Source organism: Rhodobacter ferrooxidans (assembly GCF_000176015.1).
GTDB classification, from domain to species: Bacteria; Pseudomonadota; Alphaproteobacteria; order Rhodobacterales; family Rhodobacteraceae; genus Pseudorhodobacter_B; species Pseudorhodobacter_B ferrooxidans.
The window spans coordinates 1-20,977 of record NZ_ACYY01000015.1 but is presented as its reverse complement, the minus strand read 5'-3'; the positions used below and the strand labels follow the sequence as shown (position 1 = coordinate 20,977).

The window sequence follows — 20,977 nt, the reverse complement described above, 5'->3', positions numbered from 1 at the left end:
GCCCGGCAAAACCGCATCCGGCAAGCCGTTGCACCGCCGATGGGCGAGATTCCGCGCGTGCGACCCTTGCCCCGCGCGGCCTAGCTGCCTAGAAACGGCGCATATCGCGAAGGATGCCGCCATGCTCGATCTGACCCATACCGCCCCGAAACCCAAGGTGATTGCCGGGGCCAAGCACGATTGGGAACTGGTGATCGGCATGGAGATTCATGCGCAGGTCTCGTCCAACGCCAAGCTGTTTTCCGGCGCCTCGACCGCCGTGGGGGCCGAGCCGAACTCCAACGTCGCCTTCGTCGATGCGGCGATGCCGGGGATGCTGCCGGTGATCAACGACTATTGCGTCGAACAGGCGGTGCGCACCGGGCTGGGGCTGAAGGCGCAGATCAACCTGGTCTCGGCCTTTGACCGCAAGAATTACTTCTACCCCGACCTGCCGCAGGGCTATCAGATTTCCCAGCTTTACCATCCCATCGTCGGCGCGGGTGAAGTGCTGGTGGAAATGGCCCCCGGCATCGCCCGTCTGGTGCGGATCGAGCGCATCCATCTGGAACAGGACGCCGGCAAAAGCATCCACGACATGGACCCCGCGATGTCCTTCGTCGATTTCAACCGCACCGGCGTGGCGCTGATGGAGATCGTCAGCCGCCCCGACATTCGTGGCCCCGAGGAAGCCGCGGCCTATGTGGTCAAGCTGCGGCAGATCTTGCGCTACCTTGGCACCTGCGACGGCGACATGCAGCACGGCAACCTGCGGGCCGATGTCAACGTCTCGGTCTGCCGCCCCGGCCAGTATGAGAAATATCAGGCGAGCCAGGATTTCAGCCATTTGGGCACCCGCTGCGAGATCAAGAACATGAACTCGATGCGCTTCATCCAGTTGGCGATTGATTACGAGGCCCGGCGCCAGATTGCCATTCTGGAGGATGGCGGGGTGATCAAGCAGGAGACCCGGCTTTACGACCCCGACCGCAACGAGACCCGCTCGATGCGCTCGAAGGAAGAGGCGCATGATTACCGCTATTTCCCCGACCCCGACCTGCTGCCCTTGCAGATCGAGCAGGCCTGGGTCGATGCGATTGCGGCCAGCATGCCGGAACTGCCGGACGCCAAGAAGGCGCGCTTCATCAATGACTTCGGGCTGACCGACTATGACGCCTCGGTGCTGACCGCCGATCTGGAATCGGCAGGGTATTTCGAGGCGGTGGCGCAGGGGCGCGACGGCAAGCAGGCGGCGAACTGGGTGATCAACGAGCTGTTCGGGCGGCTGAACAAGCAGGGTCTGGGCATTGCCGACAGCCCGGTTTCCTCGGCGCAACTGGGCGGGATTCTGGACCTGATTGCTGCTGGGGACATCTCGGGCAAGATGGCCAAGGATCTGTTCGAACTCGTGTGGACTGACGGTGGTGACCCTGCGGAAGTGGCCGCCGCACATGGCATGAAGCAGGTCACCGACACTGGCGCCATCGAGGCGGCGGTGGACGAGATCATCGCGGCCAACCCGGCGCAGGTGGAAAAGGCCCGGGCCAATCCGAAGCTGGCGGGCTGGTTCGTCGGGCAGGTGATCAAGGCCAGCGGTGGCAAGGCCAACCCGGTCGTGGTCAACGACCTGGTGATGCGCAAGCTGGGGCTTTAGATCAGCTTCGGGCGGCAAGCCGTTGGGATTGCAGGGGTTCTGCTGCCCCATCGGCCAAGCCTCGCCTGCCGCGAAATGACAGCTTTCCCGGCCCGTTCGGCCGGTCTATCCTGCCCCGGTTGCAAGCACAGGACCGCCATGAGCCTTTTCGAATACAAGATCCTTCCCGCCCCCCGCCGCGGCGAGAAATCGCGCGAGGCCAAGACCACGGTTGACCGCTTTGCCCTGACGCTCAGCCAGCAGATCAACGCGCTGGCCCGCGACGGCTGGGAATATCTGCGCGCCGACACGCTGCCGTGTGACGAGCGGTCCGGGCTGACCGGCACCGCCACGCATTTCCATGCGATGCTGGTGTTTCGGCGTAAGTTGCTGGACCTGCCTGCAGTGGTGGTGACGCCCATGGCGGTCGCGCCGTTGCCAACGGTGACGGTGGACGCGCCCAGCGGTGCCGCCCCCAGCCTTGGCCCGGCGCCGATCCGCTGATCAGCGGGCGGCTTTCAGTGCTTCGGGCAGGGCCTTGGCGAAGGCTTGCAGCGCCGCTTCGTCACCGGCGCTGACCCTTATGCAGCGATCCTGCGGGGCGGCAAACGGCATCCGCACGAAGATGTCGCGGGCGATCAGCTCGCGCAGCACCGCACGGGCGAAATCGCCGTCGCGGCCGCAGTCGATGGTGACGAAATTGGCGGCGGAGGGCAGGGGGTGCAGGCCGTTTTCGCGGGCGATGCGGCCAATCTCGGCCCTTGCCGCGATCACCTTGGCCCGGACCTGCGCCAGCCAGTCCTGATCGGCCAGTGCCGCCAAGGCGCCCGCCTGCACGATCCGCCCGACGCCGAAATGGTTGCGCACCTTGTCGAAGGCGGCGATCAGCCCCGCTGCCGCCACCGCATAGCCCACCCGCACCCCGGCCATGCCATAGCCTTTGGAGAAGGTGCGTAGCCGGATCACCCTTGGGTCATCGGCGGCGATGGCAGGCGAGGTTCCATCGGGCGCAAGGTCGATATAGGCCTCGTCCAGCAGCATCAGCGTGCCTGCGGGCAGGGCGTCGATCATCGCAAGGATGGTTTCGGCGGCGTGGTGGCTGCCCATCGGATTGTCGGGGTTGGCGAGGTAGATCAGCCTGGCGCCGGTGGCGCGGGCGGCATCGAGCAGCGCCTGCGGGTCGGTGCGGTCGTCGCGGTAGGGCAGTTTCTGCACCGTGCCGCCAAAGCCCGCGACGTGGAAATTGAAGGTGGGGTAGCTGCCGTTGGTGCTGACCACGGTATCACCCGGCGCGATGGTCAGGCGCGTGAGGTACCCCAGCAGCCCGTCAATGCCTTCGCCCACCACGATATTTTCCGCGCCCACGCCGTGATGTGCCGCCAGTGCCGCGCGCAGGTCGTGGTTTTCCGGGTCGCCATACATCCAGCTCTCGCTGGCCGCCTGCGCCATCGCCGCAATCGCGCGGGGCGAGGGGCCGAACAGGCTTTCATTGGCGCCCAGCCTTGCGGCAAAGCGTCGGCCGCGGGCGCGTTCCTGGGTTTCCGGGCCGACGAAGGGCACCGAGGCGGGCAGGCTGGCGACCAGCGGGGTATAGCGGGGGGTCTGGCTCATGCCCGCATCCAAGCGCGAAACCGGGCGGCGGGGCAAGGGGGCATTTCAGCCCTTCAGAAAGCGTTTGCGGGCTTCCTCGGCGATGGCCTGACGCATTTCCAGCTGGGCGAGTTCGGCCATGGCGGCCTTGCGCTCGGCAGGGTCGGTCAGGGTGGCGAGGTGTTGACGCTGTGCAAGCGCCTGTTTTTTCAGCACGATTTCCTCGGGCAGCACGCCAGCCTCGGCCATGATGCGAAAACCCACGGCATCGCCTGCGGAAACGAAGGGGGCCTCGGGATGCTCGGGCAGCGGCTTGCCTTCGCCGGCGAGGCCCTGCAACTGGCCACGCGCGCGGGCGGCCAGCATTTGCCGTTCGGCGAGTCGTTCAAGCCAGCCCATTTCGGCCTCCTGCGCGCAATCTATCACAGGGCGGGATGGCGGCAAAGAGTGGGGGGCTGTCTGCCCCCCACACCCCCCGAGGATATTTGCACAAAGGTGAAAGCCGATTGTGGTCTGGATGGACTCAGCCGATTTCAGCCAGCCGTTTCAGCGCGGCTTGCAGCTTGGCCGACTCCTCCTGCCCCTGTTCCAGCTTCTCGCGGGTTTCCTCGACCACCTCTTCCTTGGCCGAGGCGACGAAGGCCGGGTTGTTCAGCCGCCCGCGCAGGCCATTCAGGTCTTTCTCCAGCTTTTCCAAGGTCTTGGACAGCCGCGCCTTTTCCTCGGCAATGTCGATGATGCCGGCCAGCGGGATGGCAAAGGTGCCGCCCTCGACCGGGACCAGGATCGAGCCTTTGGGCGCGGCGGCGGCGGGGGTCAGGCTTTCCAGCCGCGCCAGCCGCTTGATCAGCGCCTCGTTGTTGGCCCAGGCCAGGCTGCCCGCGGCATCCAGATCAAGTTGCAGCATGTCCAGTTTCAGCCCGGCGGGGACGTGCATCTGGGCGCGGGCCGAGCGGACCTCTTCGATCAGGCTGATCACCCAGGACATCTCGCGCGTGGCCTCCGGCGTTACCAGATCGCTGCCGTAGGTCGGCCAGTCGGTATGCACCAGCATTTTCGGGCGGCTGCCGGTGGTTTGCCACAACTCCTCGGTCACGAAGGGCATGATCGGGTGCAGCAGGATCATGCATTGATCCAGCACCCAGCCCATGGTGGCGCGGGTCTCGGCTGCCTGATCGCCGTCGAACAGCGGCTTGGCAAATTCGACATACCAGTCGCAGACCTTGCCCCAGACGAAGGCATAAAGCGCCGCCGCCGCCTGGTCGAAGCGATAATCGGCCAGGGCTGCATCGACCTCGGCCCGCACCTTGGCGGTTTCGCCGATGATCCACTGGTTCACCGTCGCCTTGGCCTGCGGCGGCAGGGCGCGGGTCTGGTGGCCCTCCCACACGCCGTTCATTTCGGCAAAGCGGCAGGCATTCCAAAGCTTTGTGCCGAAGTTGCGGTAACCGGCGATGCGTTGGGTATCGAGCTTCAGCACGCCGCCAAGCGAGGCCATCGCGGCATTGGCAAAGCGCAGCGCGTCGGCGCCGTAGTCGTCGATGATCTCCAACGGGTCGATGACGTTGCCGAGGGATTTCGACATCTTCTTGCCCTTGGCGTCGCGCACCAGGCCATGCAGATAGACGGTGTGGAACGGGATCTGACCCACCACCGCAAGCTGCATCATCATCATCCGGGCGACCCAGAAGAACAGGATGTCCTGGCCGGTGACGAGGACCGAGGTGGGGAAGTATTTCTGCAGCTCGGGCGTGGGTTCGGGCCAGCCGAGGGTGCCGATGGGCCAGAGGCCGGAGGAGAACCAGGTGTCGAGGACGTCGGGGTCGCGGTAGAGGCCTACTCTTAGCGTAGTTCTTGGATCACCTTCCCATCCACTACCAACCATGCGCGGATGCTTGAGCCCTCTGCCCGAAGAATCCTTGATCGACGTGAAGGTCCGCTCGTCGATGAAAACAGAGACGTCAGCATTGGGATTGAGTGCTTCGTGGTGTTTCTGCGCCATTTCAATGGCCTGAGTCTCAGTCTCGGCGCAGAATTGGTTTTCATAAAGGTCAAACCACACCGGAATCTGATGCCCCCACCAAAGCTGGCGGCTGATGCACCACGGCTCGATATTCTCCAGCCAGTGATAATAGGTCTTCTCGCCGCTGGCCGGGATGATCTTCGTCGCCCCCGAGCGCACCGCCTCCAGCGCCGGTTCGACGATCCTGGCGGTATCGACGAACCACTGGTCGGTCAGCATCGGCTCGATCACCACTTTCGAGCGGTCGCCGAACGGCTGCATGATCGGTTTCGCCTCGACCACCGGTTCAAGGGTCAGGTGTTCGCTGCCGGTCTCCGGGTCGATGCTGCGCACCAGAACGCTGACGGCAAGACCGGCGGCGTTGATATCGGCCACCACCGCCTTGCGCGCCTCGAACCGGTCAAGGCCGCGGTATTTCTCGGGCACCAGGTTCAGGCTGTCGACCTCGGCTTCGGTAGTGGGCGAGCCTGCGGCAATCTCGCGGGCGCGCAGCACGGCCTCGGCATAAGGCGCGCCGTCGCTGCGCATCGCGGCCCTGGTGTCCATCAGCCGGTAGCAGGGGATGCCCGCGCGCCGCGCCACCGCGTAGTCGTTGAAATCATGCGCGCCGGTGATCTTCACCGCGCCCGAGCCGAAATTCGGGTCGGGGTATTCGTCGGTGATGATCGGGATCAGCCGGTCGCACAGCGGCAGATGCACCATCTTGCCGACGATCCCGGCATAGCGCGCGTCCGAGGGGTGCACCGCCACCGCGCCATCGCCCAGCATGGTTTCGGGCCGGGTGGTGGCAATGGCGATATAGTCGCGGGTCTCGCGCAGGGTCACGGTGCCGTCGGCGTCTTTTTCAACATATTCATAGGTTTCGCCCCCGGAAAGGCGGTATTTGAAATGCCACATGTGGCCCGCAACTTCGAGGTTCTCCACCTCCAGATCGGAGATTGCGGTCTCGAAATGCGGATCCCAGTTCACCAGCCGCTTGCCGCGGTAGATCAGGCCCTTGGCATACATATCGACGAACACCTTGATCACCGCATCGGGGAAATTGCCCGACATGGTGAAGGCGTTGCGCGACCAGTCGCAACTGGCGCCCAGCCGCTTGAGCTGGTTGATGATGGTGTCGCCGGATTGCTCCTTCCATTCCCAGACCTTGTCCAGAAACGCCTCGCGGCCCATCTCGCGGCGCGAGGGCTGCTGGCTGCGGGCCAGTTCCCGCTCCACCACCATCTGCGTAGCGATGCCGGCATGGTCCTGACCAGGCTGCCACAGGGTATCAAAGCCGCGCATCCGGTGCCAGCGCACCAGGATGTCCTGCAGGGTGTTGTTGAAGGCGTGGCCCATGTGCAGGCTGCCGGTGACGTTGGGCGGCGGGATCATGATGCAGAACGGCGCCGCCCCCGGCCTGGCGTTGGCCCCGGCCTTGAAGGCCCCGGCGCTTTCCCAGGCGGCATAAAGCCGAGCCTCGGCCTCGGCGGCGTTGAAGGTCTTTTCCATCGGCATGTGCGGCCCCTGCATCGGTTCTGGCGTTGCGTCTGCTCTATCGAAACACGCCGCAAAGGCCAAGCCTGACTCTACCCATTCTCCTTTGTCCAAATATCCCCGGGGGTCCGGGGGCAGGCAGCCCCCGGCCTTGGCACCTATACCGCCCGGTCAATCCTTGTGCTCAGATGCACCAGACTTTCCGACCCCTGCACCCCGGTCATGGCGCTGATCTGGTCCAGCGCCTGATCCAGCGCCTGCGTATTCGGCGCGGCGATCTGCAACAACAGATCGAACCTTCCTGCACAAGTGAAAACCCGCTCGACCTCGGGGATCGCCTTCAGCCGGGTCAGGATACCGGCCTGTGCCCGCGGCTCGATCGACAGCATCACCGTCGCCCGCAGCCGCCCCTGCCGCGCCGCCTCGCCCAGCTTGAGCGTGTAACCGGCGATCACCCCGGTGGTCTCCAGCCGCTCCAGCCGCGCCTGAATGGTCGATCGCGCAACCTTTAGTCGCCGCGCCAGCGTCGCCAACGACATACGGGCATCGGCCCCCAGAAGTGCAAGAATACCACGATCGGTATCGTCCATCAATTTCGCCCATCTTTTTCGTCATTATGCCGACGCCACACTACATTTCAACTGTTTTCATCGGTAAAAATGTGCCCCATATGCAGCTTCCACGTTTTCAGGAAAAGGGCGGCTCATACGCACCTGGCCTGGTTGAAAAACCGCGCAGGTGCCGCACTCCCGCTTTGCGGGACGCGTCTGCGTCTTGTTGGCTAAAGAAGGAATGCGCCGATGGGACTGTCGAAAACTATCTGGACCAATCCGTCCGAATACCTGCGTGTCGTCACTCCGGAAAACCCGGTGATGTTCTTCTCTCCGGCGGTGCTGCAGGCATCGGCCCGGCGATTCCTTGATGGATTCCCGGGGCTTGTGACCTATGCGGTCAAGTCGAACCCCGAAGAGGTGGTGATCGAGAACCTGTCGGCGGCGGGCATCCGCGGCTTTGACGTGGCCTCGCCCGCCGAGATGCGGATGATCCGCCGCCTGTGCCCGGATGCCGCGATGCATTACAACAACCCGGTGCGGGCGCGGTCGGAAATTGCCGTCGCCGTGGGTTTGGGCGTGAAATCCTATTCGGTGGACTCGGCCTCGGAACTGGCCAAGCTGATCGAGCTGGTTCCGGCGGAAAACTGCGAGATCACCGTGCGCTTCAAGCTGCCGGTGTCGGGGGCCGCCTACAACTTCGGTGCCAAGTTCGGCGCCACGGTGGAACTGGCGACCAGCCTGCTGAAGACCGTGGCGGCGGCGGGGTTCATTCCGTCGATCACCTTCCACCCCGGCACCCAATGCACCGACCCGCATGCCTGGGAGGCCTATATCCGCGCGGCAGCCCAGATCGCCGCCGATGCCGGTGTCACCATCGCCCGGCTGAACGTCGGCGGCGGCTTCCCCAACCACCGGCTGCACGGCGTGGTGCCGCAGCTTGACGCCACCTTCGAGCTGATCGACCGGGTGACCGGCGAGGCGTTCGGCGACGACCGTCCGCTGCTGGTCTGCGAGCCGGGCCGTGGCCTGTGTGGCGATGCCTTCACGCTGGCGACCCGGGTCAAGGCGCTGCGCGACGACGCGCATGTGTTCCTGAACGATGGCGTCTATGGCGCGCTGGCCGAACTGCCGTTGGTCGGCGTGATCGACCGTATCGCGGTGATTTCGCCCGAGGGCGCTCGGCGCGAGGGCACCGAAGTGCCGCGCATCGTTTTCGGCCCCACCTGCGATTCGGTGGACCGGCTGCCGGGCGACGTGCTGCTGGCCGACGATCTGGCCGAGGGCGACTATGTGGTGTTCCAGGGCATGGGCGCCTATTCCTGCGCCACCAACACCCGCTTCAACGGCTTTGGCGAGCTGACCATCGCCACGGTGCTGTCGCTGAAGCTGTGATCTGACCGAAGGCCCCCGGCGGGAAATCCCTGCCGGGGGCTTTTCTATGTTCCGTTGCTGGGGCAAGGTCGGGCAAAACGGAGTGCCCCATGCCGATCATCACCGTCGCCGCCCCGCAATTCGCCTGTAGCTGGGATCTGCCCGCCAACGCTGATCGTGCCGAGGCGATGGTGCGCCGCGCCGCCGGGCAGGGCGCGCAGGTGATCCTGCTGCAGGAGTTGTTCGCCACCCCGTATTTCTGCATCACCCAGCGCCCCGAATATTTCGCGCTGGCCCAGCCGTTCGAGGGCCACCCGCTGATTGCGCGGTTCGCCGCCCTGGCGAAGGAACTGGCTGTGGTGCTGCCGCTGTCGTTCTTCGAACGCGCAGGCCAGGTGCATTTCAACTCGGTGGCGATGATCGACGCTGATGGCCGCGTGCTGGGGCGCTATCGCAAAAGCCATATCCCGCAGGGGCCGGGCTATGAGGAGAAATACTATTTCTCGCCCGGCGATTCTGGTTACAAGGTCTGGACCACGGCTTACGGGCGCATCGGTGTGGGCATCTGCTGGGATCAGTGGTTCCCGGAATGTGCCCGCGCCATGGCGCTGCAGGGCGCCGAGATGCTGCTTTACCCCACCGCCATCGGCTCGGAACCGCCCAGCCCCGGCTATGACAGCCAGCCGCATTGGGAAATGGTGATGCGCGGCCATGCGGCGGCCAACATCCTGCCGGTGATCGCCGCCAACCGCATCGGCTCCGAGGTCGCACCCGAGGGCACCGCCGTCACGTTCTACGGCTCCAGCTTCATCGCTGACCCTGCCGGGCAGCTTCTGGCCAAGGCCAGCCGCGATGCCGAGGAGATTGTGCTGGCAAAGCTGGACCTTGACGCCATCGCCCGGCTGCGGGCGACCTGGGGGATTTTCCGCGACCGCCGCCCCGAGACTTATGCGGCGGTGGCAACGCTGGACGGCACCGCCTAGCGCAATTGGACATAACTCCAGACCAGCCCGATCAGCACCGGTTGATGGATCAGATAGACCGCAAGGCTGTGCTTGCCCGGCCAGGCCAGGGCGTTCAGCAGCGGCGAAGGCGTGGCGGGAAACTGTGCCAGCCAGGACCAGACGCCCCAGCGGGTGAACAGTTTGGCGGTGGCCAAACCCAGCAGAAACGGCCCGAACCACGGCACCAGCGGCTCAAGGTCCACGGTGTTGATGCCCATGGTCCGCATCCCCAGCCACCACAGCCAGGGCTGATCAAACAGCGGATTGCTGATGTAAAGATTGGCGGCGATCAGCGCCGCACCCGCCACCGCCGTGACCAGCGCGGGCAGCCGCAGGAAGGCCAGCCCCAGCAGGCTGGAGACCGTGATGCAATGCAGGATGCCGAAGAAGATGAAGCTGTCGCGCATGGCAAACCAGGTGCCCACAGTGATCAGCGCCGCCGCCCCGCCGACCCGCAAAAGCCGCTGCCAGAACTTGCCCCAGCGGATGCCCTGACCATGCGCCAGCCACAGGCTGACCCCGGCCAGAAACAGGAAACTGCCGGCCACGGTGCGGGCGTGATAGAAGAAAAAGCCGCTGACGGCAGTGCCGGGCGGCACCAGCCCGAACATCTGCAGATCCCAGGTGAAATGATAGGCCGCCATGCCCAGCAGCGCCAGCGTGCGCGCAAGGTCCAGCACCACCAGCCGCCCCATGCCTTGCCGCTGCATCCGCGCCTCCGTTCTGCCCTTGCCCCAACAACCCCGAATGAAGCCCGGGCGCAAGCCAAAGAAAAAGGGCAGCCGCGCGGGCTGCCCTGTTCTGCCGTGCGGGACGCCTTAGCGGTGGCGCACGTCCTGATAGTCGCGGCGCGGCGCGCCGATGTAAAGCTGCCGCGGGCGGCCGATCTTCTGGGTCGGGTCTGCGATCATTTCCTTCCACTGCGCGATCCAGCCCACAGTGCGCGACAGCGCGAAGATCGGCGTGAACATCGAGGTCGGGAAGCCCATCGCATCCAGAATAATGCCCGAATAGAAATCGACGTTCGGATAAAGCTTCCGCGACACGAAGAATTCGTCCTCCAGCGCGATCCGCTCCAGTTCCTTGGCGACCTGCAGCGTCGGGTTGTTCTCGATCCCCAGCAGCCCCAGCACCTCGTCGGCGCTTTCCTTCATCACCTTGGCGCGCGGGTCGAAGTTCTTGTAAACCCGGTGGCCAAAGCCCATCAGCCGGAAGCCCGAGTTCTTGTCCTTGGCCCTGGCGATGTATTCGGGGATGCGATCGACGGTGCCGATCTCGCGCAGCATTTCCAGACAGGCCTGGTTGGCACCGCCATGCGCCGGGCCCCACAGGCAAGCGATGCCCGCGGCGATGCAGGCAAACGGGTTGGCGCCCGACGAGCCCGCCAGACGCACCGTCGAGGTCGAGGCGTTCTGTTCGTGGTCGGCGTGCAGCATCATGATCCGGTCCAGCGCCTTGGACAGGATCGGGTTCACCACATACTCCTCGCAGGGCACGGCAAAGCACATGTGCAGGAAGTTCGAGGCGTAATCGAGGTTGTTGCGCGGATACTGGAACGGCTGGCCCACCGAATACTTGAAGGCCATCGCGGCGATGGTCGGCAGCTTGGCGATCAGCCGGATCGCCGCCACTTCGCGCTGCCAGGGGTCGTTGACGTCGGTTGAGTCGTGGTAGAACGCCGACATTGCACCGACCACGCCGACCATGGTGGCCATCGGGTGGCTGTCACGCCGGAAGCCGCGGAAGAAATAGTGCATCTGTTCATGCACCATGGTGTGCTTGGTGACGCGGGCCTCGAAATCGGCCATCTGCGCGGCGGTCGGCAGTTCGCCGTAAAGCAGCAGGAAGCAGACTTCCAGGTGATGCGAGTTTTCCGCAAGCTGGTCGATCGGGTAGCCGCGATACAGCAACTCGCCCTTGTCGCCGTCGATATAGGTGATGTCGCTTTCGCAGGCGGCGGTCGAGGTGAAACCGGGGTCGAAGGTGAACACGTCGCCTTCGGCATAAAGCTTGCGGATGTCCAGAACGTCCGGACCCAGCACCGGGTGCAGGATCGGCAGGTCGATCACCTTGTCATCGAAGGTCAGCCGCGCGGATTTTTTCGTCTCAGCCATCTGTCATCCCTCTGCATGTGGCGCGCGCTGCCCCATGCGGGCGGGCGGCGAGTGGTGGCGGCGGGCGGCTTGCGGCCTAGGCCGCAGCATCCGTCAGCCGCGCAATCGTCTCGTCCCGACCGATGACCAGCATCATGTCGTAGACGCTGGGTGTCACCGTGCGCCCGGCAAGGCCGGCGCGCAGCGGGGCGGCCATCTTGCCAAAGCCGATACCATGGCTGGCTGCGACCTCGGTCAGGATGGTCTCGAGTTCCTGTTTTTCCCAGATAGCAGTGTGCAATCGCGGCGTCAAATCTTTCAGTATACCACGGGATACCGTATCCAGCGCCTTTGCGGCGGCCTCATCGGCCACAATCGGCCGCGTGCTCAGGGCAAAGTGAGCCTTTTCAATCAGTTCCGGGAAGGTCTTCGCGCGGTCCTTCAGGCAATACAGCGCCCGGCCCAACCGGTCATTTTGTGCCACGGTCAGCGCCGGATGCCCGGCAGCCGCCAGATATGCCTGAATTTCATGCAGCAGCGCAGCATCATCGGCAGCGGCGATGTGCTGGCCGCACAGATTCTCCAGCTTCTTGAAATCCAGCCGGGCGGGCGCGCGACCGATTCCCTCCAGGTTGAACCATGCTTTCGCCTGCGCGTCGGTGAAGAACTCGTCGTCGCCATGTGCCCAGCCCAGCCGCGTGAGATAGTTGCGCATCCCCGCGGCGGGGTAGCCCATCGCCTGATATTCCTCGACCCCCACGGCGCCATGGCGTTTCGACAGCTTCTTGCCGTCCGGGCCGTGGATCAGCGGAATATGCGCCCAGACCGGGATATCCCAGCCCATCGCCTGATAGACCATGGTCTGCCGCGCGGCATTGTTCAGATGGTCGTCGCCGCGGATCACATGCGTGACACCCATGTCGTGATCGTCCACCACCACCGCCAGCATATAGGTCGGCGTGCCATCGGAGCGCAGGCAAACCATGTCGTCCAACTGGTCATTGCCGAAGGTGACGCTGCCCTGCACCGCATCGGTGATCACCGTCTCGCCACCGCGGGGCGCCTTCATGCGGATCACATAGGGCGCATCGGGATGGCTGGCCGGGTCGGCATCGCGCCAGGGGCTGTGGAACAGCGTGCTATGGCCCGCCGCCTTGGCCGAGGCGCGGAAGGTTTCGATTTCTTCCTGCGTGCAGAAGCACTTGTAGGCCGAACCTCGCGCCAGCATCTCGCGCGCCACCTCGGCATGGCGGTCGCGGCGGTCGAACTGGCTGACCACCTTGCCATCCCAGTCCAGCCCCAGCCAGGTCAGCCCGCGCAGGATGGCTTCGGTGGCTTCGGGGGTGGAGCGTTCGCGGTCGGTATCCTCGATCCTGAGCAGGAAAGTGCCGCCATGGCCACGGGCGAACAGCCAGTTGAACAGCGCCGTGCGCCCGCCGCCGATGTGCAGATAGCCGGTGGGCGAGGGGGCAAAGCGGGTGACAACCGGTTTGGAGTGCGGCGCGGACATGCGTCTTAACCTTTCGATAACCATGAGGCGGATAGGGTTGGCGCATCTGATAGGCGTTTGCAGGGTGGGAAACAAGGTGGGCAGGCTGGTGCCATGGGGGCTGCAGGCGGCAACGGCCGTGTTGCAGGCACTGGCCGAGGCGCGCGGCATCCTGTTCCCCTGGGTGGCGGTGTTTCTGGCCTTCGGCATCGGGCTGTGGTTCTCGCTGGGGTGGGAACCGGGGTTGCTGGTCTATGCTGGTGCCGCTGCCGTGGCGCTGCTGATGGCCGGTTTCTGGCGCTGGGGGCCGGAGCATGGCCACCCCTTCGCGGTGGCTGCGGGCTGCATCGCCCTTGGGTTTCTGGCCGCAGGCGCGCGGGCGCATCTGGTGGCCGCACCCGTGCTGGAGTTCCGCTACTATGGCCCGGTGCAGGGCCGCATCATCGAGATCGACCGCAGCCAAAGCGATTTCCTGCGGCTGACGCTGGATCAGGTGGTGCTGGACCGGGTGGCACCGGCCCGCACGCCGCAGAAGGTGCGGGTGTCGCTGCATGGCGCGCAGGGGTTCTTCGCCCCCGACCCCGGGCAGGTGGTGATGCTGACCGGCATGCTCGGCCCCCCCGAAGGCCCGGTGGAACCCGGCGGCTTTGATTTTCAGCGCATGGCCTGGTTTGATCGGCTGGGCGCCATCGGCTACACCGCCAGCCCGGTGTTGCTGCTGGAACGCCCCGCCGACGGCGAGCAGCGCATCAACCGCTGGCGCACAAGGCTTTCCAACGCCATCATGGCGGAAGTGCCGGGCGATGCCGGGGCGTTTTCCTCGGGGGTGATGACCGGCGACCGGTCCGGCCTGAGCCTGGAAGCGGTGGTCGATCTGCGCAAATCTAGCCTCGCGCATCTGCTGGCCATTTCCGGCATGAACATGGCGTTCCTGACGGCCTTCGTCTTTGCGCTGGTGCGTTATGGGCTGGCGCTGCTGCCGGTGCTGGCGCTGCGGCTGAACTCGAAAAAGCTGGCGGCGGTGGTGGCACTGGGTGTCGCCTGGGTCTACCTGCAACTGTCGGGGGCCAATGTCGCCACGGAACGGGCCTTCGTGACGGTGGTGGTGATGCTGGGGGCGGTGCTGTTCGACAGGCGGGCGCTTTCCCTGCGGTCAGTGGCGATCTCGGCGGTGGTGCTGCTGCTGTTGCAGCCGGAAAGCCTGCTGGAGCCGGGGTTCCAGATGTCGTTTGCCGCCACCACGGCGCTGGTGGCGGGCTTTGGCGCATTGGAGGGCGGGGTGCTGCATGGCCGGGTGCCGCGCTGGTTTTTGCCGGTGTTCACGCTGGTGCTGTCGTCCTTGCTGGCCGGGCTGGCGACGGCGCCTTACGGGGCGGCCACCTTCAACCGCATCGCCGATTACGGGTTCTTCGCCAACCTGCTGACCGTGCCGGTGATGGGGGCGGTGGTGATGCCCGCAGGAGCAATTGCGGCGCTGCTGGCGCCGATCGGGTTGCAGGATCTGCCGTTGTGGGTAATGGGGCGCGGGTCTGCGTGGATATTGTGGGTGTCGTTCTGGATCGCCGGGATGGAAGGCTCGGTGACGGCGGTACCGGTGCCGGGGCCTTGGGTCATCCCGCTGATCACGCTGGGCGGGTTGTGGCTGATCTTGTGGCGCGGCTGGCTGCGCGGGGCAGGGCTGGTGCCGATGGCGCTGGCGCTGGTGCTCTGGGCCGGGGTGCAACGGCCCGATGCCTTGATCAGCGCCGATGGCGGACTGGTCGGGCTGATGGGGCCGGAGGGGCGGGCGGTGTCCTCGCCGCGCGGCGCCGGTTTTGCCGCGAAAAGCTGGCTGGAGGATGATGGCGATCTGGCCGAACAGGTGGATGCCGCCGAACGGGCGGGGTTTTCTGGCGACAAGGGCGCGCGCAGCTTTGTGCTGGGGCCTTGGCGCGCCGTGGTGCTGAAGGGCAAAGCGGCCGCCGGAGCGGTGCCAGCGGCTTGTGCGGGTGCCGATCTGGTGGTGGTGGCAGCGGAAGTGGCGGCACCGGAGGGCTGTGAAGTCATTGATCAGACGCTGCTTTCCGCCTCGGGCGGGCTGGCGCTGTGGTTGACTGATGAAGGCAGCATCACGCTGCAACCGGCGTTCTCGGCCAAGCGGCTTTGGTCGCCGCAGGGCGGGCAGGTCGCCGCCCGCAGCCTGCCGCCACCCGGTCAGTAGCTGCGGATCAGCCCGACCAGACGGCCCTGCACCTTCACCAGATGGTCGGCATAGACCCGGGTTTCATAGGCCGGGTTGGCGGCTTCGAGTGCGATCATCGCGCCACGACGGCGGAACCGCTTCAGCGTCGCCTCGCTGTCCTCGACCAGCGCCACCACGATATCGCCGTTTTCGGCGGTGTTCTGCTCGCGGATCACCACGATGTCACCATCGTTGATCCCGGCCTCGATCATCGAATCGCCTTTGACTTCAAGCGCATAGTGGTTGCCCTTGCCCGACAGCATCGACCCCGGCACCGCCACATGATGCGAGACTTCGGAGATTGCCTCGATCGGCACCCCCGCCGCGATCCGCCCCATCACCGGCAGTTCAAAGGCATAGACCGCATCGACCGGCATCGCCCCGCGCGGCGGATCGACCTTGTCGCCCTGGATCACCTTGGGCGAAAAACCGGGCCGTTCCATCGCCTCGGGCAGCTTGATGATCTCCAGCGCCCGCGCCCGATGCGCCAGACGGCGGATGAAGCCGCGCTCCTCCAGCGCCGTGATCAGCCGGTGGATGCCGGATTTCGACCGCAGGTCCAGCGCATCCTTCATCTCGTCGAACGAGGGCGGCACGCCGTCGCGCTCGGTGCGGGTCTTGATGAAATCCAGAAGTTCCAGTTGCTTGCGCGTCAGCATCGGTTTCCTCGCCGGTTGGAGGGCCACATGTGTTAACACAATGTTCTGCCCGTGTTCCCGGTTTGTGTCAAGCCCGTTGCTAAACGGGAAGGTAATCGACCGCTGCTCCGGGCTGTTGCGCAACATCCCCCGCGGGCCGGATCAAAAGTGCGTCCGCTTCGGCCAGCACGCCCAGCAGCGCCGAGTCCTGCCGCGCGAAGGGGGTGATGCCGGGCAGGCCGGGGCCGGGGACCAACTTGGCCCGCATGTAGTGGGCGCGGGGGCCGGCCTCTGCCACCGCTTGTGTCAGGGTGGCGCGCAGCGGCTTCGGCTCGGGTGCCGGATCGCCCAGCAGCGCCCGGATCAGCGGCAGCAGAAAGAGATGCGCCCCCACCACCGCCGAGACCGGATTACCCGGCAAGCCCAGCATCGGCACGCCGCGCAACCGCCCTGCCATCAGCGGTTTTCCGGGCCGCATCGCGACCTTGTAGAACGCCCGTTCCAGCCCCAGATCGCCCGCCACCCGCGCCACCAGATCATGGTCCCCGACCGAGGCGCCACCGATGGTGACGATCAGATCGGCGCCCTGCGCCAGATCGAACACCGCCCGCAGGCTGGCCTCGGTGTCGCGGGCAATAGGCAAAAGCCGCACTTCGGCCCCGGCAGCCTCGGCCAGCGCCTTCAAGGCAAAGTTGTTGGAGGCGATGATCTGGTCCGGTCCCGGGTCTTCGCCGGGCATCACCAACTCGTCGCCAGTGGCGATCAGCGCCAGCACCGGGCGGCGGGTGGCCAGCACCGCGGGAATGTTCATCGCCGCCAGCAGCGCCAGATCATTGGGCCGCAGCAGGCGCGGGCCAAGGCTGTCGCCGCTGCGGAAATCCTGACCCTGCGGGCGGATATGCGGCCCGGTATCAAGGCTGTCGGCAAGGGTGATGCGGGAGCCTTCGCGCTGCACATCCTCTTGCAAGACGATCCGGGTTGCGCCTTCCGGCACCGGCGCGCCGGTGAAGATGCGCAAGGCCTGACCCGCAGCAATCGTGCCGGAAAACCCATGCCCGGCACCTGCTTCACCTATCACGGTAAAGCTGTCACCGGGTTTGGGCGTGCCACAAACCGCATAGCCATCCATCGCCGAGGCGGCAAACGGCGGCTGGTCGCGCCGCGCCACCGCTGGGGCACACATCCAGCGCCCGGCGGCCTGCAGCAGCGGCACGGATTCGGCGTCAAGCGGCGTGGCAAGGGCCAGAACCCGCGCCAGCGCCTCTTGAACCGAAATCACAGCTTCGCCTCGTAAAGCCCTGATTTGCCGCCATCTTTCAGGATCAGGCGGATGCCGTCGATCGCCATGGATTTCTCCACCGCCTTCAGCATGTCATAGACCGTCAGCGCCGCCACTGAAACAGCGGTCAGCGCCTCCATCTCGACCCCGGTCTGCCCGCCGGTCTTCACCGTGGCCTCGATCACCACCCCGGGCAAGGCCGGATCGGCGGTCAATTCCAGCGCCACCTTGGTCAGCGGCAGGGGGTGGCACAGCGGGATCAGATCGGCGGTTTTCTTGGCGGCCATGATGCCCGCCAGCCGCGCCACGCCCAGCACATCGCCCTTTTTCGCCCGGCCTTCGGTGATCAGCGCCAGCGTCTCGGCACTCATCCGCACCACGCCGCGCGCCACTGCCACCCGGTCGGTTACCGGCTTGCCCGAGACATCGACCATGTGCGCATGGCCTTCGGCGTCGAAATGGCTAAGGCCACTCATGCGCCGCCCTGTGCGGTCAGCGGGCGCGACAGGATGGCGCGGGTGGCCGCCGTCACATCGGCCTGCCGCATCAGGCTTTCGCCGATCAGGAAACAGCGCGCGCCGTAGCGGGCGAGGTCGGCCAGATCTTCCGGCGCATAAAGCCCGCTTTCCGACACGATCAGCCGGTCCTCCGGCACCTGCCGGGCCAGCACGCGGGTGGTGTCCAGCGTCACCTCGAAGGTGTGCAGATTGCGGTTGTTGATGCCGATCATGCCGGATTTCAGCGGCACGCAGCGTTCCAGTTCGGCCTGGTCATGCACCTCCAGCAGCACATCCATGCCCCAGGTGCGGGCGGCGTCTTCCAGTTCGGCGGCCTGCGCATCCGACACCGAGGCCAGGATGATCAGGATACAATCGGCGCCCAAGGCCCGCGATTCCGTGACCTGCCAGGGGTCGTAAAGGAAATCCTTGCGCAGGCAGGGCAGGCGGGTCGCGGCGCGGGCGGCCACCAGAAAGCTGTCATCGCCCTGAAACGACGGGGCGTCGGTCAGCACCGAAAGGCAGGTGGCGCCCCCGGCCTCGTAAGCCTTGGCCAGCGCCGGCGGATCGAAATCGGCGCGGATCAAGCCCTTGGACGGGCTGGCTTTCTTGATCTCGGCAATCAGGCCGTAACCGGTCGCCGATGCCTCGTGCAGGGCACGGGCGAAGCCACGCGGCGGCGTGGCGGCGCGGGCGGCGTCTTCGAGATCGGCCAGCGGGCGGGCGGCCTTGCGGCGGGCCACGTCTTCCAGCTTGTAGGCCTTGATGCGGTCAAGAATGGTGCTCATGGACCAGACCTAGCCAATCGCTGCGGTGAAGGGAAGGGTTTGCGGCGCGCTCATCCGCCGTTTCCGGCGTCTTCGCGGAACAGCGAGGCGCGACCGGCAGGGAGCAAGGAGCGCGCGGTCAAGGCGCGTTGGTCAGCGCCACCAGCCATTCGACCTTTTCCAGCGCCGCCCCGCTGTCGATCGATTCCCGCGCCATTTCCACGCCTTCCGGCAGGCTGGCGGCCCGGTCCGCCACCACCAGCGCCGCCGCGGCGTTCAGCAGCACCGCATCGCGGTAAGCCCCCGGCTCGCCCTCCAGCAGCCGCCGGAACGCCGCCCCGTTTTCGGCAGGCGAGCCACCCAAAATCGCCTCGAAGGCATGCACCGGCAGCCCGGCATCTTCGGGATGCACCACGAATTCGCGGATCATCCCACCCTCCAGCGCCGCCACCTGACTGGTGGTGGCAATGGAAAGCTCGTCGGTGCCGTCGCCGCCATGCACCAGCCAGGCCTTGTCCGACCCCAGCGCCCGCAAGACCTCGGCCATCGGACGGATCAGGCTGGCCGAAAACGCCCCCGTCAACTGCCGCTTCACCCCGGCGGGGTTGGTCAGCGGCCCCAGGATATTAAAAATCGTGCGGGTGCCCAATTCGGCCCGCACCGGCCCGACATGCCGCATCGCCGGATGGTGCATCGGTGCCATCATGAAGCCGATACCGGCCTGATCCAGACAGCTTTCCACCACCTCGGGCCCGATCATCACGTTCAGCCCCATCTCGGTCAGCGCATCCGCCGCACCCGATTTCGACGAAAGGTTGCGGTTGCCGTGCTTGGCCACCACCACGCCCGCGCCAGCCACCACAAAGGCCGTCGCGGTCGAGATGTTCAGCGTGCCCTTGCCGTCGCCGCCGGTGCCGACGATGTCCATCGCCCCCTCGGGCGCCCGCACCGGGTTGCAGCGCGCCCGCATCACCGAGGCTGCGGCGGCATATTCGTCCACCGTCTCGCCCCGCGTGCGCAAGGCCATCAAGAGGCCCCCCATCTGCGCCGGGGTCGCCTCGCCGGCAAACAGCGCATCGAACGCCACTTCGGCTTCGGCGCGGGTCAGGGCGCGGGTGGCGGCAATGCCGATCAGCGGTTTAAGCCGGTCGCTCATGCGGACACCGCGGCCTTCGCCCCGTCCAGAAAGTTGCGCAGCATCTGGTGACCGTGTTCCGAGGCGATGCTTTCGGGGTGGAACTGCACGCCTTCGATCGGCAGGTGTCGGTGGCGCAGGCCCATGATGGTGCCATCCTCCAGCCAGGCCGTCACCTCCAGACAGGCGGGCAGGCTGGCGCGTTCCACCACCAGGCTGTGATAGCGGGTGGCCAGGAACGGCGAGGGCAGGCCGCGGAACAGGCCCTGGCCTGCGTGGTGCATCACCCCCATCTTGCCATGCACGATCTCGTGGCAGCGCACCACCTTGCCGCCGAAGGCCTGCCCGATGGTCTGATGGCCAAGGCAGACCCCGAGCAGCGGTATCCCCGCCTCGGCCGCGGCCAGTGTCAGCGGCAGGCAGATGCCCGCCTGTTCCGGGTCGCAGGGGCCGGGCGACAGCACGATGGCTTCGGGCCGCAACGCCATCGCCGCCTGCACATCCAGCGCGTCGTTGCGCCGCACCTGCACGTCGGCCCCCAACTCGCCCAGGTAATGCACCAGATTATAGGTGAAACTGTCGTAGTTATCTATCAGAAGCAGCATATTGCCGGATCCCAGCACAAGGATGATCATAGGGGGTGAACCCTGCGATGCGTCGCGCTATACATGGGCAAAGCGGCAAGGGGCGTCAAGGAAAACCGCCGGAGGTCCGGCGCGGAAAACCGCCCGGAAGCGGCTGCGACCGGATGCAGGATAGGGGCGAGGGGCATGGCAGTGCGTGGGTTTTTGTCAGGGGTGATCTGGGGCAGCATCGTCGCCGCCGTGGGTTTGGGCGTGGTGTCGCAGATGGTGCCGATGCCGCAGGGCGGCGGCATCGCCGCAGCACCGGAACCGGTGGCAGCACCTGCGGCAGACCCTGCCATCGCCCCCGAAGCGATGCTCAAAGCCCCCACCGCCAACGCGCCGGATGCCATCGTCACGGCCCCCGCAGCCGAGCCTGCTGCCGAACCCGCAGCCGAGCCTGTTGCCGAACCCGCACTTGAACCTGCCACCGAACCCGCCGCCGAACCCCAAGCGCCCGCCGCTGCGGAACCCCCGGCCACCGCCCCGACGCCCGACGCCCCCGAAGGCGCCCTGACGCCACAGGCTACGCCGGAAACCACCGCTCCCGAAGCATCCGCTCCTGAGGCCACCGAACCCGCCCCGGCGCCCGCAGCCGAAGCGCC

General features: G+C 66.0%; 18 protein-coding genes and 1 pseudogene. 6 read left to right on the top strand and 13 right to left on the bottom strand.

Annotated elements, in window-relative coordinates; genetic code table 11:
- The first annotated feature begins 121 nt into the window (after positions 1–121).
- Both gatB and RSW2DRAFT_RS11525 read left to right on the top strand, forming a co-directional pair.
- Positions 122–1,633, top strand: coding sequence for an Asp-tRNA(Asn)/Glu-tRNA(Gln) amidotransferase subunit GatB (gene gatB, locus RSW2DRAFT_RS11530; protein ID WP_008031145.1), 1,512 nt, complete (start codon positions 122–124; stop codon positions 1,631–1,633).
- A 138-nt stretch (positions 1,634–1,771) separates the two neighbouring features.
- A complete protein-coding gene (locus RSW2DRAFT_RS11525) occupies positions 1,772–2,116 on the top strand; it encodes a DUF4177 domain-containing protein (RefSeq protein WP_008031143.1) in 345 nt (114 codons plus the stop codon).
- On the opposite strand, the gene RSW2DRAFT_RS11520 is transcribed toward RSW2DRAFT_RS11525, so the two are convergent.
- From RSW2DRAFT_RS11520 to RSW2DRAFT_RS11505, 4 genes are all read right to left on the bottom strand, one after another.
- Positions 2,117–3,223, bottom strand: a complete 1,107-nt coding sequence (locus tag RSW2DRAFT_RS11520; protein ID WP_008031141.1) for a pyridoxal phosphate-dependent aminotransferase — start codon at positions 3,221–3,223, stop codon at positions 2,117–2,119.
- Positions 3,224–3,268: 45 nt separating this feature from the next.
- A complete protein-coding gene (locus RSW2DRAFT_RS11515; protein ID WP_008031138.1) occupies positions 3,269–3,601 on the bottom strand; it encodes a DnaJ family domain-containing protein in 333 nt (110 codons plus the stop codon).
- A 124-nt stretch (positions 3,602–3,725) separates the two neighbouring features.
- A complete protein-coding gene (locus RSW2DRAFT_RS11510) occupies positions 3,726–6,722 on the bottom strand; it encodes a valine--tRNA ligase (RefSeq protein ID WP_008031134.1) in 2,997 nt (998 codons plus the stop codon).
- A gap of 137 nt (positions 6,723–6,859) precedes the next feature.
- Entirely contained in the window at positions 6,860–7,291 is a 432-nt protein-coding gene (locus RSW2DRAFT_RS11505; protein ID WP_008031132.1) for an Lrp/AsnC family transcriptional regulator, read from the bottom strand.
- Between the two features lie 210 nt (positions 7,292–7,501).
- Between RSW2DRAFT_RS11505 and RSW2DRAFT_RS11500 the strand changes: the two genes are divergently transcribed.
- Together RSW2DRAFT_RS11500 and aguB are read left to right on the top strand one after the other, a co-directional pair.
- Positions 7,502–8,647 (top strand): type III PLP-dependent enzyme, encoded by a 1,146-nt coding sequence (locus tag RSW2DRAFT_RS11500; RefSeq protein WP_008031129.1) that lies wholly within the window; start codon positions 7,502–7,504, stop codon positions 8,645–8,647.
- Positions 8,648–8,736: 89 nt separating this feature from the next.
- The gene (aguB, locus tag RSW2DRAFT_RS11495) at positions 8,737–9,609 is read left to right on the top strand and encodes an N-carbamoylputrescine amidase (protein WP_008031127.1); all 873 of its coding nucleotides are present in this window, start codon (positions 8,737–8,739) and stop codon (positions 9,607–9,609) included.
- On the opposite strand, the gene RSW2DRAFT_RS11490 is transcribed toward aguB, so the two are convergent.
- The 3 genes from RSW2DRAFT_RS11490 to gltX all read right to left on the bottom strand — a co-directional run bounded on the left by RSW2DRAFT_RS11490 (position 9,606) and on the right by gltX (position 13,233).
- Positions 9,606–10,340 (bottom strand): heparan-alpha-glucosaminide N-acetyltransferase, encoded by a 735-nt coding sequence (locus RSW2DRAFT_RS11490; RefSeq protein WP_008031126.1) that lies wholly within the window; start codon positions 10,338–10,340, stop codon positions 9,606–9,608. The two genes, aguB and RSW2DRAFT_RS11490, sit on opposite strands and share 4 nt — an antisense overlap.
- 108 nt (positions 10,341–10,448) lie before the next feature.
- Positions 10,449–11,744, bottom strand: coding sequence for a citrate synthase (locus RSW2DRAFT_RS11485; protein WP_008031123.1), 1,296 nt, complete (start codon positions 11,742–11,744; stop codon positions 10,449–10,451).
- A 76-nt stretch (positions 11,745–11,820) separates the two neighbouring features.
- Positions 11,821–13,233, bottom strand: coding sequence for a glutamate--tRNA ligase (gene gltX, locus RSW2DRAFT_RS11480; protein ID WP_008031121.1), 1,413 nt, complete (start codon positions 13,231–13,233; stop codon positions 11,821–11,823).
- A 64-nt stretch (positions 13,234–13,297) separates the two neighbouring features.
- On the opposite strand from gltX, the gene RSW2DRAFT_RS11475 reads away from it, so the two are divergent.
- A complete protein-coding gene (locus RSW2DRAFT_RS11475) occupies positions 13,298–15,412 on the top strand; it encodes a ComEC/Rec2 family competence protein (RefSeq protein ID WP_008031119.1) in 2,115 nt (704 codons plus the stop codon).
- Here the strand turns inward: RSW2DRAFT_RS11475 and lexA are convergent.
- From lexA to RSW2DRAFT_RS11445, 6 genes are all read right to left on the bottom strand, one after another.
- On the bottom strand, positions 15,406–16,092 hold the full coding sequence (gene lexA, locus RSW2DRAFT_RS11470) for a transcriptional repressor LexA (protein ID WP_008031118.1): 687 nt from the start codon (positions 16,090–16,092) through the stop codon (positions 15,406–15,408). The genes RSW2DRAFT_RS11475 and lexA overlap by 7 nt on opposite strands.
- Before the next feature lie 79 nt (positions 16,093–16,171).
- On the bottom strand, positions 16,172–17,350 hold the full coding sequence (locus RSW2DRAFT_RS11465) for a molybdopterin molybdotransferase MoeA (protein WP_008031116.1): 1,179 nt from the start codon (positions 17,348–17,350) through the stop codon (positions 16,172–16,174).
- On the bottom strand, positions 17,347–17,826 hold the full coding sequence (gene moaC / locus RSW2DRAFT_RS11460) for a cyclic pyranopterin monophosphate synthase MoaC (protein WP_008031115.1): 480 nt from the start codon (positions 17,824–17,826) through the stop codon (positions 17,347–17,349). Before moaC ends, RSW2DRAFT_RS11465 begins: the two co-directional genes overlap by 4 nt.
- The gene (trpC, locus tag RSW2DRAFT_RS11455; protein ID WP_008031113.1) at positions 17,823–18,635 is read right to left on the bottom strand and encodes an indole-3-glycerol phosphate synthase TrpC; all 813 of its coding nucleotides are present in this window, start codon (positions 18,633–18,635) and stop codon (positions 17,823–17,825) included. Before trpC ends, moaC begins: the two co-directional genes overlap by 4 nt.
- A 118-nt stretch (positions 18,636–18,753) precedes the next feature.
- Complete coding sequence (gene trpD / locus RSW2DRAFT_RS11450; protein ID WP_008031111.1) at positions 18,754–19,770, bottom strand: anthranilate phosphoribosyltransferase; 1,017 nt, start codon at positions 19,768–19,770, stop codon at positions 18,754–18,756.
- On the bottom strand, positions 19,767–20,354 hold the full coding sequence (locus RSW2DRAFT_RS11445) for an anthranilate synthase component II (protein ID WP_040672099.1): 588 nt from the start codon (positions 20,352–20,354) through the stop codon (positions 19,767–19,769). The genes trpD and RSW2DRAFT_RS11445 overlap by 4 nt, the downstream gene beginning before the upstream one ends.
- Positions 20,355–20,519: 165 nt before the next feature.
- On the opposite strand from RSW2DRAFT_RS11445, the pseudogene RSW2DRAFT_RS11440 reads away from it, so the two are divergent.
- Positions 20,520–20,977: pseudogene (locus RSW2DRAFT_RS11440) on the top strand (cytochrome c1); the annotation flags it as partial.

Excerpts from the sequence above, each read along its gene's own strand:
- moaC (WP_008031115.1), bottom strand. The coding sequence starts at position 17,826 with ATGAGTGGCCTTAGCCATTTCGACGCCGAAGGCCATGCGCACATGGTC.
- gatB (WP_008031145.1), top strand. The coding sequence starts at position 122 with ATGCTCGATCTGACCCATACCGCCCCGAAACCCAAGGTGATTGCCGGG.
- trpC (WP_008031113.1), bottom strand. The coding sequence starts at position 18,635 with ATGAGCACCATTCTTGACCGCATCAAGGCCTACAAGCTGGAAGACGTG.
- lexA (WP_008031118.1), bottom strand. The coding sequence starts at position 16,092 with ATGCTGACGCGCAAGCAACTGGAACTTCTGGATTTCATCAAGACCCGC.
- RSW2DRAFT_RS11525 (WP_008031143.1), top strand. The coding sequence starts at position 1,772 with ATGAGCCTTTTCGAATACAAGATCCTTCCCGCCCCCCGCCGCGGCGAG.
- RSW2DRAFT_RS11505 (WP_008031132.1), bottom strand. The coding sequence starts at position 7,291 with ATGGACGATACCGATCGTGGTATTCTTGCACTTCTGGGGGCCGATGCC.
- gltX (WP_008031121.1), bottom strand. The coding sequence starts at position 13,233 with ATGTCCGCGCCGCACTCCAAACCGGTTGTCACCCGCTTTGCCCCCTCG.
- RSW2DRAFT_RS11510 (WP_008031134.1), bottom strand. The coding sequence starts at position 6,722 with ATGCCGATGGAAAAGACCTTCAACGCCGCCGAGGCCGAGGCTCGGCTT.
- RSW2DRAFT_RS11445 (WP_040672099.1), bottom strand. The coding sequence starts at position 20,354 with ATGCTGCTTCTGATAGATAACTACGACAGTTTCACCTATAATCTGGTG.
- RSW2DRAFT_RS11500 (WP_008031129.1), top strand. The coding sequence starts at position 7,502 with ATGGGACTGTCGAAAACTATCTGGACCAATCCGTCCGAATACCTGCGT.
- RSW2DRAFT_RS11490 (WP_008031126.1), bottom strand. The coding sequence starts at position 10,340 with ATGCAGCGGCAAGGCATGGGGCGGCTGGTGGTGCTGGACCTTGCGCGC.
- trpD (WP_008031111.1), bottom strand. The coding sequence starts at position 19,770 with ATGAGCGACCGGCTTAAACCGCTGATCGGCATTGCCGCCACCCGCGCC.
- RSW2DRAFT_RS11520 (WP_008031141.1), bottom strand. The coding sequence starts at position 3,223 with ATGAGCCAGACCCCCCGCTATACCCCGCTGGTCGCCAGCCTGCCCGCC.
- RSW2DRAFT_RS11485 (WP_008031123.1), bottom strand. The coding sequence starts at position 11,744 with ATGGCTGAGACGAAAAAATCCGCGCGGCTGACCTTCGATGACAAGGTG.
- aguB (WP_008031127.1), top strand. The coding sequence starts at position 8,737 with ATGCCGATCATCACCGTCGCCGCCCCGCAATTCGCCTGTAGCTGGGAT.
- RSW2DRAFT_RS11515 (WP_008031138.1), bottom strand. The coding sequence starts at position 3,601 with ATGGGCTGGCTTGAACGACTCGCCGAACGGCAAATGCTGGCCGCCCGC.